At 43.1% G+C, this 14,753-nt stretch carries 5 protein-coding genes; all 5 read right to left on the bottom strand.

Annotation, left to right across the window (positions count from 1 at the left end):
- Positions 1 to 10,248 (bottom strand): putative Ig domain-containing protein (locus G7Y32_RS08420; protein WP_206221364.1); only part of this gene is annotated, 10,248 nt, incomplete at its 3' end.
- 365 nt (positions 10,249 to 10,613) lie between these two features.
- Positions 10,614 to 11,852, bottom strand: coding sequence for an ABC transporter permease (locus G7Y32_RS08415; RefSeq protein WP_004228084.1), 1,239 nt, complete (start codon positions 11,850 to 11,852; stop codon positions 10,614 to 10,616).
- Between the two features lie 11 nt (positions 11,853 to 11,863).
- Positions 11,864 to 12,571, bottom strand: coding sequence for an ABC transporter ATP-binding protein (locus G7Y32_RS08410; RefSeq protein ID WP_165212845.1), 708 nt, complete (start codon positions 12,569 to 12,571; stop codon positions 11,864 to 11,866).
- A gap of 5 nt (positions 12,572 to 12,576) precedes the next feature.
- Positions 12,577 to 13,734 (bottom strand): efflux RND transporter periplasmic adaptor subunit, encoded by a 1,158-nt coding sequence (locus G7Y32_RS08405; RefSeq protein ID WP_165212843.1) that lies wholly within the window; start codon positions 13,732 to 13,734, stop codon positions 12,577 to 12,579.
- A gap of 532 nt (positions 13,735 to 14,266) precedes the next feature.
- Entirely contained in the window at positions 14,267 to 14,728 is a 462-nt protein-coding gene (locus G7Y32_RS08400) for a hypothetical protein (RefSeq protein WP_165212841.1), read from the bottom strand.
- Between the last annotated feature and the right edge of the window lie 25 nt (positions 14,729 to 14,753).

Below are 14,753 nucleotides of genomic sequence, written 5' to 3'. Positions count from 1 at the left end.
AACTGGACCTTCGGCATCCTTCGATTTTGGATTTTTATCCTTATCATCTGGAATACCATCATTATCATCATCTGGATCAGTCACGTCTGGATCTCCGTCACCGTCCGTATCACGTTGTACCGTGATGGTGATCTCCTTCGTACCTTCGTTGCCAGAACCATCAGTAGCTTTGATGGTTACTGGGTAAGTGTGAACTTCGTCAGAGTCACCGCTCCAAGTTTCTTGATCAGCAGAACCTGAAATCTTACCACTTGCCGAATCATAAGTTACTCCTTCTGGCAGACCTGAAACGTCTGTTACTTTGGCATCTGGATCATCATTATCAGTCACACTAACTGGAATCTCAAATGAGGTCTTTTCGGTTACCGTCTTATCATTGGAACTAATGACTGGGGCTTCAGTGTCCTTGCTCTTCGGATTCTTATCCTTATCATCTGGAAGACCATCGTTATCATCGTCCGAATCATTGACATCAGGAATGCTATCACCATCCGTATCGCGCTGAACTGTGATCGTAATTTCTTTAGTGCTTTCATTGCCAGCACCATCGGTAGCCTTGAGTGTTACAGGGTAAGTGTGGGCTTCATCTTGATCGTTTGACCAATCTTCTTGATCGGCAGAACCTGAAATCTTACCACTAGTTTCATCATAGTCAACGCCTTTTGGTAGGCCTGAAACGTCTGTTACTTTGGCATCTGGATCATCATTATCAGTCACACTAACTGGAATCTCAAATGAGGTCTTTTCGGTTACCGTCTTATCATTGGAACTAATGACTGGGGCTTCAGTGTCCTTGCTCTTCGGATTCTTATCCTTATCATCTGGAAGACCATCGTTATCATCGTCCGAATCATTGACATCAGGAATGCTATCACCATCCGTATCGCGCTGAACTGTGATCGTAATTTCTTTAGTGCTTTCATTGCCAGCACCATCGGTAGCCTTGAGTGTTACAGGGTAAGTGTGGACTTCGTCAGTATCACCGCTCCAAGTTTCTTGGTCGGCAGAACCAGCAATCTTACCACCGGCCTCATCAAAGTTAACGCCCTTAGGCAGACCAGTTACCTCGGTAACCTTAGCCTCTGGATCATCATTATCAGTCACACTGACTGGAATTTCAAACGAGGTCTTCTCGGTTACTGTCTTGTCATCTACCGAGATGATTGGAGATTCAGTATCCTCTGATTTTGGATTATTATCTTTATCGTCTGGAAGGCCATCGTTATCATCATCTGGATCATTGACATCTGGTGTGCCATCGCTGTCCGTATCACGTTGCACCGTAATGGTAATTTCCTTGGTACCTTCGTTACCAGCATCATCAGTAGCCTTAATCGTGACGGGATAAGTGTGGACTTCATCAGAATCGCCACTCCAATCTTCTTGGTCAGCAGAACCTGAAATCTTACCACTAGTTTCATCATAGTCAACGCCTTTAGGTAAACCTGAAACGTCTGTTATCTTGGCATCTGGGTCGTCATTATCGGTAACAGATACAGGTACTTCAAACGGAGTCCTTTCCGTAACTGTCTTATCGTCGGCTGTGATAACTGGACCTTCGGCATCTTTCGATTTCGGATTTTTATCCTTGGCATCTGGAAGGCCGTCATTATCATCATCTGGATCGGTCACATCTGGATCTCCGTCGCCATCACTGTCGCGCTGTACCGTGATGATGATTTCCTTGGTACCTTCGTTGCCAGAACCATCAGTAGCTTTAATCGTTACTGGGTAAGTATGAACTTCGTCAGAGTCACCACTCCAAGTTTCTTGGTCGGCAGAACCTGAAATCATACCAGTATCGGAGCTGTAGTCAACACCCTTAGGCAGACCTGTGACCTCAGTAACCTTAGCGTCTGGATCATCGTTATCCATGACAGAAACCGGCACCTCGAATGGCGTCTTTTCTGTGACTGTCTTATCGCCTGCCGTGATAACTGGACCTTCGGTGTCTTTCGATTTTGGATTTTTATCCTTATCATCTGGAAGATTATCGTTATCATCGTCCGAATCATTGACATCAGGCATGCCATCGCTGTCTGTATCGCGCTGAATAGTAATGGTGATTTGCTTAGTGCTTTCATTGCCGGAACCATCGATAGCTTTAATCGTTACAGGGTAAGTGTGAACTTCATCAGAATCACTGCTCCAAGTTTCTTGGTCGGCAGAACCAGAAATCTTTCCAGTATCGGAGTCATAGTCAACACCCTTAGGCAAACCTGTGACCTCAATAACCTTGGCATCTGGGTCATCGTTATCAGTCACACTAACTGGAATTTCAAACGATGTCTTCTCAGTCACTGTCTTATCATCGGCTGTGATAACTGGACCTTCAGTATCTTTCGATTTCGGATTATTATCCTTGTTATCTGGGAGGCCATCGTTATCATCATCGGGATCAGTCACGTCTGGTTCTCCGTCACCATCGCTATCACGTTGTACCGTGATGGTGATTTCCTTGGTACTTTCGTTGCCAGAACCATCGGTAGCCTTGAGCGTTACTGGGTAGGTGTGGACTTCATCAGAGTCACTGCTCCAAGTTTCTTGGTCAGCGGAACCTGAAATCATACCAGTATCGGAGCTGTAGTCAACACCCCTAGGCAGACCTGTGACCCCAGTAACCTTAGCCTCTGGATCATCGTTATCAGTCACACTAACTGGAATCTCAAATATGGTCTTTTCTGTGACTGTCTTATCATCAGCTGTGATAACTGGACCTTCAGTATCTTTCGATTTTGGATTCTTATCTTTATCATCTGGAAGGCCATCGTTATCATCGTCCGAATCATTGACATCAGGCATACCATCGCTGTCCGTATCACGCTGTACCGTGATGGTAATTTCCTTGGTGCTTTCATTGCCAGAACCATCGGTAGCTTTAATCGTTACAGGGTAAGTGTGAACTTCGTCAGAGTCACCGCTCCAAGTTTCTTGGTCAGCGGAACCTGAAATCTTGCCATTTTCCGAATCATAAGTTACACCCTTAGGCAGACCAGTGATCTCGGTAACCTTAGACTCTGAGTCATCGTTATCAGTCACACTGACAGGAATTTCAAACGGTGTCTTTTCTGTAACCGTCTTATCATCGGCACTAATGACTGGACCTTCAGTATCCTTGTCTTTCGGATGCTTATCCTTGTTATCTGGAAGACCGTCATTATCATCGTCCGAGTCATTGACATCAGGTGTGCCATCACCATCCGTATCGCGTTGTACCGTGATGGTGATTTCCTTGGTACTTTCGTTGCCAGAACCATCGGTAGCCTTGAGCGTTACTGGGTAGGTGTGGACTTCATCAGAGTCACTGCTCCAATTTTCTTGGTCGGCAGAACCTGAAATCTTTCCAGTATCGGAGTCATAGTCAACACCCTTAGGCAAGCCTGTAACCTCAGTAACCCCAGCATCTGGATCATCATTATCAGTCACACTAACTGGAATTTCAAACGGTGTCTTCTCAGTCACCGTCTTATAATCAGCTGTGATAACTGGACCTTCGGAATCTTTCGATTTTGGATTCTTATCCTTATCATCTGGAAGGCCGTCGTTATCATCATCTGGATCAGTCACGTCTGGCTCTCCGTCACTATCACTGTCACGCTGAACTGTAATCGTGATTTCCTTGGTGCTTTCATTGCCAGCACCATCAGTAGCTTTAATAGTAACAGGATAAGTGTGCACTTCATTTTGATCGTTGGGCCAATCTTCTTGGTCAGCAGAACCTGAAATCTTTCCAGTATCGGAGTCATAGTCAACACCCTTAGGCAAGCCTGTAACCTCAGTAACCCCAGCCTCTGGATCATCGTTATCAGTCACACTGACTGGTATTTCAAACGGAGTCTTCTCGGTTACCGTCTTGTCATCTGCCGAGATGATAGGAGATTCCGTATCTTTCGATTTTGGATTTTTATCCTTATCATCTGGAAGACCATCGTTATCATCATCTGGATCATTGACATCTGGTGTGCCATCGCTGTCCGTATCACGTTGCACCGTGATGGTAATTTCCTTGGTACTTTCGTTGCCAGCACCATCGGTAGCTTTAATCGTTACAGGGTAAGTGTGCACTTCATCTTGATCGTTTGACCAATCTTCTTGGTCGGCAGAACCTGAAATCTTGCCATTTTCCGAATCATAAGTTACGCCCTTAGGCAGACCAGTGATCTCGGTAACCTTAGCCTCTGGGTCATCGTTATCAGTCACACTGACAGGAACTTCAAACGGGGTCTTCTCTGTAACTGTCTTATCATCAGCACTAATGACTGGAGCTTCGGTGTCCTTGCTCTTCGGATTCTTATCCTTATCATCGGGAAGGCCGTCGTTATCATCATCCGGATCAGTCACGTCTGGTTCTCCGTCACTATCACTGTCACGCTGAACTGTAATCGTGATTTCCTTGGTACCTTCGTTACCAGAACTGTCAGTGGCTTTGAGCGTTACTGGATAAGTGTGCACTTCATCTTGATCGTTGGACCAATCTTCTTGGTCAGCGGAACCAGAAATCTTACCACTAGTTTCATCATAGTCAACGCCTTTTGGTAGACCTGAAACGTCTGTTACTTTGGCATCTGAATCATCATTATCAGTCACACTAACAGGAATCTCAAATGAGGTCTTTTCGGTTACCGTTTTATCATTGGCACTAATGACTGGAGCTTCGGCATCTTTCGATTTCGGATGCTTATCCTTATCATCTGGAAGACCGTCATTATCATCGTCTGAGTCATTGACATCAGGCGTGCCATCACCGTCCGTATCGCGTTGTACCGTGATGGTGATTTCCTTGGTACCTTCGTTACCAGAACCGTCAGTGGCTTTGAGCGTTACTGGGTAAGTATGCACCTCATCTTGATCAGTTGACCAATCTTCTTGGTCAGCTGAGCCTGAAATCTTTCCAGTATCAGAGTCGTAGTCAACACCCTTAGGCAAACCTGTGACCTCAATAACCTTGGCGTCTGGATCATCGTTATCAGTCACACTGACTGGTATTTCAAACGATGTCTTCTCAGTCACCATCTTATCGTCAGCTGTGATAACTGGACCTTCAGTATCTTTCGATTTTGGATTTTTATCCTTATCATCTGGAAGGCCATCATTATCGTCATCTGGATCGGTCACATCTGGATCTCCGTCACCATCGCTGTCACGTTGAACTGTAATCGTGATTTGCTTGGTGCTTTCATTGCCAGCACCATCGGTAGCCTTGAGTGTTACAGGGTAAGTGTGGGCTTCATCTTGATCGTTTGACCAATCTTCTTGATCGGCAGAACCTGAAATCTTACTACCAGCCTCATCAAAATTAACACCCTTAGGTAGACCGGTGACCTCAGTAACCTTAGCGTCTGGATCATCGTTATCGGTGACAGATACAGGTACTTCAAACGGCGTCCTTTCCGTAACTGTCTTATCATCGGCATTAATGACTGGAGATTCGGTGTCCTTGCCTTTCGAATTTTTATCCTTAGCGTCTGGAAGACTATCGTTATCATCGTCCGAATCATTGACATCGGGTGTGCCATCACCGTCCGTATCACGCTGTACCGTGATGGTAATTTCCTTGGTGCTTTCATTGCCAGCACCATCGATAGCCTTAATCGTTACTGGGTAGGTGTGCACCTCATCTTGATCAGTTGACCAATCTTCTTGATCGGCAGAACCCGAAATCTTACCACCAGTCCCATCAAAATCGACGCCTTTAGGCAGACCTGTGACCTCAGTAATCTTAGCTGCCGGATCGTCGTTATCGGTGACAGAAACCGGCACCTCGAATGGCGTCTTTTCTGTGACTGTCTTATCATCAGCTGTGATAACTGGACCTTCGGCATCTTTCGATTTTGGATGATTATCCTTATCATCTGGAAGACCATCGTTATCATCGTCCGAGTCATTGACATCGGATATGCCATCACCGTCCGTATCACGTTGTACCGTAATAGTGATTTGCTTGGTGCTTTCATTGCCGGAACCATCGGTAGCTTTAATCGTTACAGGGTAAGTGTGGACTTCGTCAGTATCACCGCTCCAAGTTTCTTGGTCGGCAGAACCAGCAATCTTACCACCGGCCTCATCAAAGTTAACGCCCTTAGGCAGACCAGTAACCTCGGTAACCTTAGTCTCTGAGTCATCGTTATCAGTCACACTGACTGGAACTTCAAACGACGTCTTTTCCGTGATTGTCTTGTCATCAGCTGTGATAACTGGACCTTCAGTATCTTTCGATTTTGGATTTTTATCCTTATCGTCTGGAAGGCCATCGTTATCATCATCTGGATCATTGACATCTGGTGTGCCGTCACCATCACTGTCACGTTGAACTGTGATCGTAATTTCTTTGGTGCTTTCATTGCCAGAACCATCAGTAGCTTTAAGCGTTACTGGGTAGGTGTGAACTTCGTCAGAGTCACCGCTCCAAGTCTCTTGGCCAGCAGAACCTGAAATTTTACCACCAGCCTCATCAAAGTTAACACCTTTAGGCAGACCAGTGATCTCGGTAACCTTAGCCTCTGGGTCATCGTTATCGGTCACACTGACAGGAACTTCAAACGGCGTCCTTTCTGTAACCGTCTTATCATCAGCTGTGATAACTGGACCTTCAGTATCTTTCGATTTTGGATTTTTATCCTTATCATCTGGAAGGCCATCGTTATCATCGTCCGAATCATTAACATCAGGGATACTGTCGCCATCCGTATCGCGCTGAATGGTAACAGGGACATTGACAGTAATGGTTTCATTAGTGGAATTACCATTTGGACGTGTAACTTGCAAGACTATCGTAACAGAAAGATTAAAGTTTCGCTCTTCATCTTGATTACCGCTCCAATCCTTAACATCAGCCTGACCAACAAGATGACCATTGCTATCTACCGACAAACCATTGGCCACTGCACTTGGCCTCATCATGGCATTTTCTTTATTAGGAGTTACAACCACCTTATCTCCAGCATCGGTTTTATCAGTGAGGATATTAGGATTTACCACATCAGCAGCCAGCTTTTCGGTCCAAACTGCATAAAGCGTCTGATTATTAACTGGGATCTTGGCACCAGTCGCATATTGCTCATCCCCTTCTTTGGCTCCTTCCTTGGTTGACCAACCAAGGAGGTTATAACCGGGGCGGGAATAGCCTTGATTTCGAATATAAATGGGACTATTTGTCTTGTGATGTTTACTAACAACCGAACCATTGCCCCCATTAGGATTATAAGTTACCGTTGCAAAATCATAGTCTGGGTTTTTACGCCATTGTGCATAAAGGGTCAAACTGTCTCCAGAAAATTGGTTGAAGCCAAGAAGATCTTTTGGACGGTAGGTCTTACCGCTACCATTTGCCTGTGTATTCCAGCCCGTAAAGACATACTCTTGGCTTGGAGCAGCCATCTCACCTTGTTCAGCAATAATAACATTCCGCATGAACTCCAGATCTTCAGTTGCAGGCGGTTGGCTGCCGCCATTAGCATTGTAGACAACCGTCTTTGTCTTGTATTCCCAGACTGGCACCAAAATTGTACCAGGATCGATAATTTCATCAGCTAAGTTAGCTTTTTCCAAACGGCCATTCACCAATTTGTACCAAATTGGCTCTAGAGTTGTTCCATCATAATTAGTCTTATCGTTAACGTCCAACTTACCGTTAAAGGTCTTGCTATTGTCAACGATCGGACTATTATTTTCATCCTTTTTCGAATGACCATCAGCATCTATTTGGGCATATTTGTTATCGGTATTGAGAACATTATTACCCGAGCTGACCAAAAGTACATATTTATCCTTGTCATCCTTATCCAGAGTAGTATCACGATGAACCGTCACTTCAACATATTCCTTAGTCCAGCCAGCATAATAAACCAAACCACCAGCAGGCACCGTTACATTAGAGAAATCAACAGAATTACCACTAGTTGCTGCATTGTCATACCATCCAGTAAAGACGTAATTAATACCATGGTCATCAGTCTTCTTAGTAACATAAGGAGTCATATTGGTTGGGACCAAAGTTGTCACACTAGATTTATAAGGAACCATGGTATGACTGTCTGGGATATCACTGTCTGTGATGAAAGCCACATTGTAGGTCTTCTTTTTAAAATAGGCCCAAATATCGCTATCGCTAACAATTAATTGTCGAACACCTCGTGGCTGACCAGCAAAATTAACAAAGTCATAGCCTTCCACATTTGATGACAGATTTAAAGTCGCCCCGATATTAGAATTAATTTGCTGCTGATAGAAGGTTTCCCCTGTATCAATATCGATATAGTACATGTTAGGACGGGCCGAAAATCTTCGACTAGTAGCTCTAACCGTAGTATCCATGGCTGGCATTGGATAGTTGGTCCGAGCTAAAAGGCTTCCTCCTGGACTATCACGATTATACATACTCCAAGAAGGAACACCTTTATTTTCCAGATACTGTGTTAAGGGCTCTCCCCATTTTACCTGATAAACAGTAACAGCACCAAAATTATCTACCGTAAGATCATACTTACGGCGCTCATAATAGACATTAAGAGTAGCTTGACCATCTCCACTAATCTTCACCACACCTACTTCAGGCTGGTAGTCCGATAAGGTATAGGCAGAAAAGAAATCTGGCTTTGTATAAGTAGCCGGCTCATCAGTCCTTCCGGTTTCGTTAGTAATCGTCCCGACCGTATATTGAATACCATTTACCTCATGCTGACCGGTCGGGTTTTCAATCCAATGGACAACCATGTAAGGTGTATCAGTTTTAGCCTCCCATTGAGCTTGCAGACGATAGTCACGGGTAATATCGGTCGTCTCATCAATGTTCTGACCAGTCTTGCTATCCACCCAACCTTTAAAATTATACCCTTGACGAGTTGGTACGGGCAGACTGCCTAGATTATCAGCTAAACTTCCCGAATCAACATAAACATTATTAACAGGTGTCCCCCCATTAGAATCAAAGGAAATCGTTTTTTGATTCTTAATCACAGCATAAAGAGTAGTATCCTTGTTAATTACAGTTGAAAAATCAAAAGCATCACTGCCGTTAGGTGATGTTGACCAATGTGAAAAGATAAAGGAATCCTTAGGCGACAAAATGGCTACATCATTAGCGTTAGTCCTTGACCCTGTTGGAATTTCCTTAACAGAAACAATAATCCCATCATCATTTTTGAAGGTGACACGAACAGTATCAGAATAATTGGCCGTAACAGTGACTTCTTGACCAACCGGAAAATCTACTGGTTTAGTGAAATCCAAAATTTGGCCATTATAAAGCCAGCCCTTAAAAGCCTTATCCCCTGATTCAGGAACATTTGGCTCTAAGAGGTAATCCCCCGATTTAACGTACTGTGTCGAAACCAGTTCATCTTCATTGTAGAAATTAACCTTGCTAATGCCAGTTCCTGAAATATCAGCAACTTCCTCTGGATCTGAAGGCGTTTCAGCATCTGCTGGATTCCCCGGGACCGTTACCGCATCATCAAGGCTATTAGCAGCAACCATAGAAGCTCGCAGCAAATCACGAACTAAGAGCTGACTTTCCTCAGGACTCAGTTCAACAGCCGGCTTAGCCACTTCTGTTACATCTGATGGATTTCCTAACTGATTTGAGCCAGCTTCACTCTGTGCTACAGGCGTTTCAGATAATGTTTGCTTCTCAACATTAACATTAGATACTGAGGAAACCGCTGTTGCAGACTCTGAATTCTGGTCAGAGTTGGCTTCTGTCACCTTATTTTCCTCTGCTGCCTTTTCCTTCACCTGAACAGTTACAGTATTGTCAGCATTCTCGGTAACAACTTGACTGGTTGGACCAGCCGCTAATTCATAATTGACCAGAGCAGGGGTAGCCAAATCTGCTGAGCCATTCTCCGTAACTGTCAAGCTAGCAGGACTATCTCCTTCAATTGTAATGGTTTTAGCCTTGGTTGTACGATAAATTTCCTGACCCGCCCCATTGACATAAACAACGGTATAGGTAATCGTTACCGTTCTGGTCTTACTTTGTTCAGCATCTGACTTCTCTAGTTGGTTAGCGGCAGCATCGGAAGCAGGCTGATTATCCTCAGTTGCACTAGCAGCTGGACCAGCCACAGGATTTTCAGTAACTTGAGCAGCAGAGCTAGAATTACCTTCCCCAATCACATCATCTGACTGAACCTGTCCCCCTCCCAGAGACATCATCAGCAAGGTCAGTCCTAAAAGAACTGAACCCGCTCCGATGTGTTTCCGCTTTCTGATAGAAAAACGCTGTTTTTCCTTAATAGAATGTTTCATAACAGCTATCATACCTCTTTCCAAAAATTAGCAACGAACTCTCTCCCGAATATTCGTTAATTACGAACAAAAAACTGAGATTATCTTGCTAAAATTAAAGTTAATATAAACATTCTACTTCTTTTACGAAGAGACTGTCAATCAATATGCAATGGCTTTGTTAACTTTTTGACAGTTATCATAAAAATATATAACAGTCCTATCAACAATACAAAATAAGCTTTTAAGAATAAAATAGTTTTATTATTAAAATCACCTTCTTCACTTTCTAAAAACTGAGTCCATCGCCATTATTCAGTTAAAAATTCCAAAAGAAAACGACCTCTAAGAGATCGTTCAATACCGTTTTAGGATAAAATGTTCGGCTATTCATAACGCAGTGCTTCAATCGGATCCAGCTTGCTGGCCTTATTAGCTGGTAGAATACCAAAGACAATACCGACAAATACCGCAAATAAGATACTTGTTAATACAGTCCTAAAAGCAATAATAGGCTTACCTATTTGATTGACTAGGCCTTCTGAATTTCCTAATAGACCAACTAAGCCATAGGCTAGAACAAGTCCGATTATACCACCAATCAATGTTAACATAATAGACTCTATCAAAAATTGAAGCAAGATATTCTGACGCGTAGCCCCCAGTGCCTTACGCAACCCTATTTCTCGTGTCCGTTCAGTTACAGATACCAGCATAATATTCATGACACCAATACCACCTACTAGAAGAGAGGTTCCGCCAATAATCCCAATAAACAAAGTAATTCCGGCCAACTGAGCATTAGCACTGGCAATAACCTTCTTGAGATCAAAAGTCTTAAAGTGACCCTCCTTAGCACCTGACAGCTTGGTCAGTTGTTTAGCTGCTTCTTTACCAGATGATGAAGAATTAATAACATCAGGTATGTGAACATAGACACCGCCAATTTCATCAACATTAAATTCTGAAGCTAACTGAGTATTAGTTAAAATAGCATTACCACCTGAATTCATTCCATAAGCAGATGAACCCGCATCGGGATCTTTATAAACACCTACAACTCGATATTGTTTCCCACCAACATCAATAATATTATTAAGAGCAGCATCGTAAGTTGAAAATAGTTTCCCAGCTAAAACTTCATCAATCATGATGTAACGAGAAAATTGCGTATAATCAGATTTTTCTAAACGCCTACCAGCAACAACCTTATATTTTTTTACATCAAAATATGTCCTGCTAACTCCTGTCAGTGTTACTGATTTTGCTTTTTTACTGCTATAAGAAACATCGGCATTAGTCGTATTCGTTACATAGTATCCACTGACACCATCAACATTTTTTGATATTGTTTGAAGCCATTCTTCTTTAATTTTTGGAGCATTCTTACTAGCTGAATCAGTTCCAAAACCTTCATCTTGATATTGATCCTCATCAGAAGAATAATAGATTTGGACATCATGCTGATATTTACTAATTTGGTCACCAATAAAATTTCGCATGCCTGTCCCGATGGCCATAACAACTGACACTGACGCCACTCCGATGATAACCCCCAACATTGTCAGAAAGGAGCGCATCTTGTGCCCCATGATTGAACCAAGGGCGAATTTCCAATTTTGCATCATAAACCTCCCTAATCAATCCGGACACTTTCGGTCGTGTCTTGGGTAATCTCACCGTCACGAATAACAATCTTACGCTTGGCATAGTCAGCAATTTCAGGCTCGTGGGTAACCATGATAATAGTTTTGCCTTCCTCATTGAGCTGAGATAAAAGTTCCAAAATCTGATTGCTAGTTTTGGTATCCAAAGCTCCTGTTGGTTCATCGGCCAAGATGATTGACGGATCGTTTACCAGAGCTCTGGCAATAGCCACCCGCTGCTTCTGTCCGCCTGATAACTCAGATGGCAGGTGCTTGCTGCGATCAGACAATTCAACCTTTTTCAAATACTGCTGGGCTAATTTGCGTCTTTGAGAACCACCAACTCCTGCATAAATCAGAGGCAACTCGACATTATCTTGAGCATTAAGCTTGGATAAGAGGAAAAACTGCTGAAAGACGAATCCCAACTCCTCGTTGCGAACGCGGGCCTGTTCCTTAGGAGACAATCGTTCAACAGCCTGTCCAGCCAGGGTATATTCCCCCGAGGTTGGCTTGTCCAGAAGACCGATGATATTCATCAAGGTTGATTTCCCAGAACCCGAAGGCCCCATAATAGCCAGAAATTCCCCCTCCTTAACAGTCAGGTCAATGCCTTTCAGGACCTGAAGTTCTTGATCCCCGTTCTGGTAAGACTTGGTGATTCCTGTGAGCGCCATTAAAACTTTTTGATCAGCCATAGTCCTCACCCCTTATTAGATGATGCCATATCTGATTGAGACAACTTTTGTCCATCCTTGAAGTCCTTGCTTGGATTAGCAATGACTGTTTTACCTTCGTCAAGACCAGCAACAATCTGCTGTTGCTTAGCATCGGCATTACCCAACGTTACTTGAGTTTTAGAAATCTTACCAGATTTCTTATCGTAAACCCAAACATAAGACCGATCGCCAATTGTCGTCACGGCTTTGACAGGCACTAAAATAGCTTCACTGTCACTCTTAACTTCAATCGATGTTGAAAAACCTTGCTTGAGATCACCAATATCGCTGGTAATATCGACCTTATACTTATAGGTTGAACCTGAAGAGGACGATGAACCTGAACTAGAGCCTGACTGACTGTCACCGCTGCTCGAATCAGACTTTTCATTTGGGTAGTTTGAAATATAGCTGATGGTACCAGTCCACTCCTTATCAGGATAAACCTTGAACTTAATGGTAACCTCCTGACCAACCTTGACATTGGCCAAATCATATTCGGTTAAGGTACCTTGGATCTGTAACTGACCTTCACTAGCCACATGAACCAAAGTTTGGCTGGTTTGGCTAGAAGGATTAATGCTTTCGGCTACCTCAACGACCGTTCCGGAAACATTGCTGAGAACTGTTGTTGAATCTAGAGCCAGCTGAGCTTTAGTGACCACAGACTGAGCATCCGCATAAGCATCATTGAGAGCCTGCAGCTGACTGTTATAGTCTGCCGTTCCAGCTACAGCAGCATTAGCATTTTTAAAGTTTTGAATATCAGCAGCGGCCTTGTTAAGCGCACGAACAGCACTATCATAGTCAGCCTGAGCCGCTGTTGCATCGTACTGAACCAGAGCCTGACCAGCAGAAACTTGATCGCCTACATGCACCGGAATGGTAGGATTACTGCCCTTGCTTGGCTCGTAATAGACATATTGCTCAGATACAGACTTAACTTTACCAGACAAAATAGTTGCAGAAGCTAGACTGCCCTTGTTAGCCTTGGCTGTTTTATATTGGGTCGTTTGAGCGCCGCCCCCCAAGAAGGCTTTAACGATCATAAAAACAATAACCAGAGCTCCTAGAATGGAAACTCCTATCAGGGACCATTTCTTCTTTTTAGACATGGCCTTTTTCTTCCGTGTACGCGTCATTTGATTACTCCTTTTCTAAAGATGCGAGAGAAAGCCCAATCAGTTCACGATGTTCCATGATCTCGATAGAAATCCTCTAGAGTTTAATAGACTGGTTTCTAAATCAGGTCTTCCAAACTTCTTGACTATCTCTGAAACAACTGTAAAAACGTTAAACGACTAGATGTTCTCAACAAGAACTTCCTAAGTCAATTGTAGCAATAATACGCAAGTCTTCCCTTACAGTTTTGTAAGATTATCTATTTGTACTATTCTCATAATATAAGTATAATACACTAGTAAAAATCCGTCAACAAGAAAACGTTGTCATTCTGAATTTAAAGGCCAAAAATTACTTTAAAGTTCAAAGTTTTCTTGTACTACCTCTCGCATTTCTAACCTAGGGAGACAAGCTTGCTAAAATGAATACCTTCATTATAGACTATTTTATATAGATTATGAGACTAATGTCATGAAAGGGCCAAAATATGTCATGAACGGTCATTCCAGTCATTATGATTCTTAAAAAAGAGAAGCCGAGCCTCTCTTTTCATTAACCAACCTCATTAAGTTGTTTAGCCTTGAGATAAGTAAAGACAATGATCACCGCTTGTACGAGATAAATAGCTGCTGCCAGCCAGCTAAAGCCAGTCATAATTTGAGTGATAATCGGCAGAATCAAGAAACCTAAACTTAAGTAATAAGGCCAGTAGCCAATGTAATCCTTATCCTTAATAGCTTTGTGATTCTTAAAGAGCAGATAAATAATAACGGCATTGAGGACGATGGCGATCAAATAGCTGACCAACACCCATGGTGTCATAGCTTGACGCACCTGTTCAATCTGCTGACTGGACAAGCCCGCCTTTTCGTAAGTCCCATTTTTTAGGGCAGCTGTATTGGTGTAGTAACCAATAATTCCAAAAATGTCGACAACAAGACTCAAAATCTTCCAGATAAACACTGTCATGTTTAAAGATTTGAGGGTCGTTTCAAGTTTTTCAATTGAAATCATAATATCTCCTTTTCTCTTTTGGGTT

This window comes from Streptococcus tangpeifui, from assembly GCF_011038795.1.
Classification (GTDB): Bacteria; Bacillota; Bacilli; order Lactobacillales; family Streptococcaceae; genus Streptococcus; species Streptococcus tangpeifui.
The sequence above is the reverse complement of the archived record's forward strand: the minus strand, read 5'-3'. Positions and strand labels throughout refer to the sequence as shown.

What these genes read in the sequence shown, in the direction of transcription:
- G7Y32_RS08400 (WP_165212841.1), bottom strand. Translation starts at nt 14,728, where the DNA reads ATGATTTCAATTGAAAAACTTGAAACGACCCTCAAATCTTTAAACATG.
- G7Y32_RS08415 (WP_004228084.1), bottom strand. Translation starts at nt 11,852, where the DNA reads ATGCAAAATTGGAAATTCGCCCTTGGTTCAATCATGGGGCACAAGATG.
- G7Y32_RS08410 (WP_165212845.1), bottom strand. Translation starts at nt 12,571, where the DNA reads ATGGCTGATCAAAAAGTTTTAATGGCGCTCACAGGAATCACCAAGTCT.
- G7Y32_RS08405 (WP_165212843.1), bottom strand. Translation starts at nt 13,734, where the DNA reads ATGACGCGTACACGGAAGAAAAAGGCCATGTCTAAAAAGAAGAAATGG.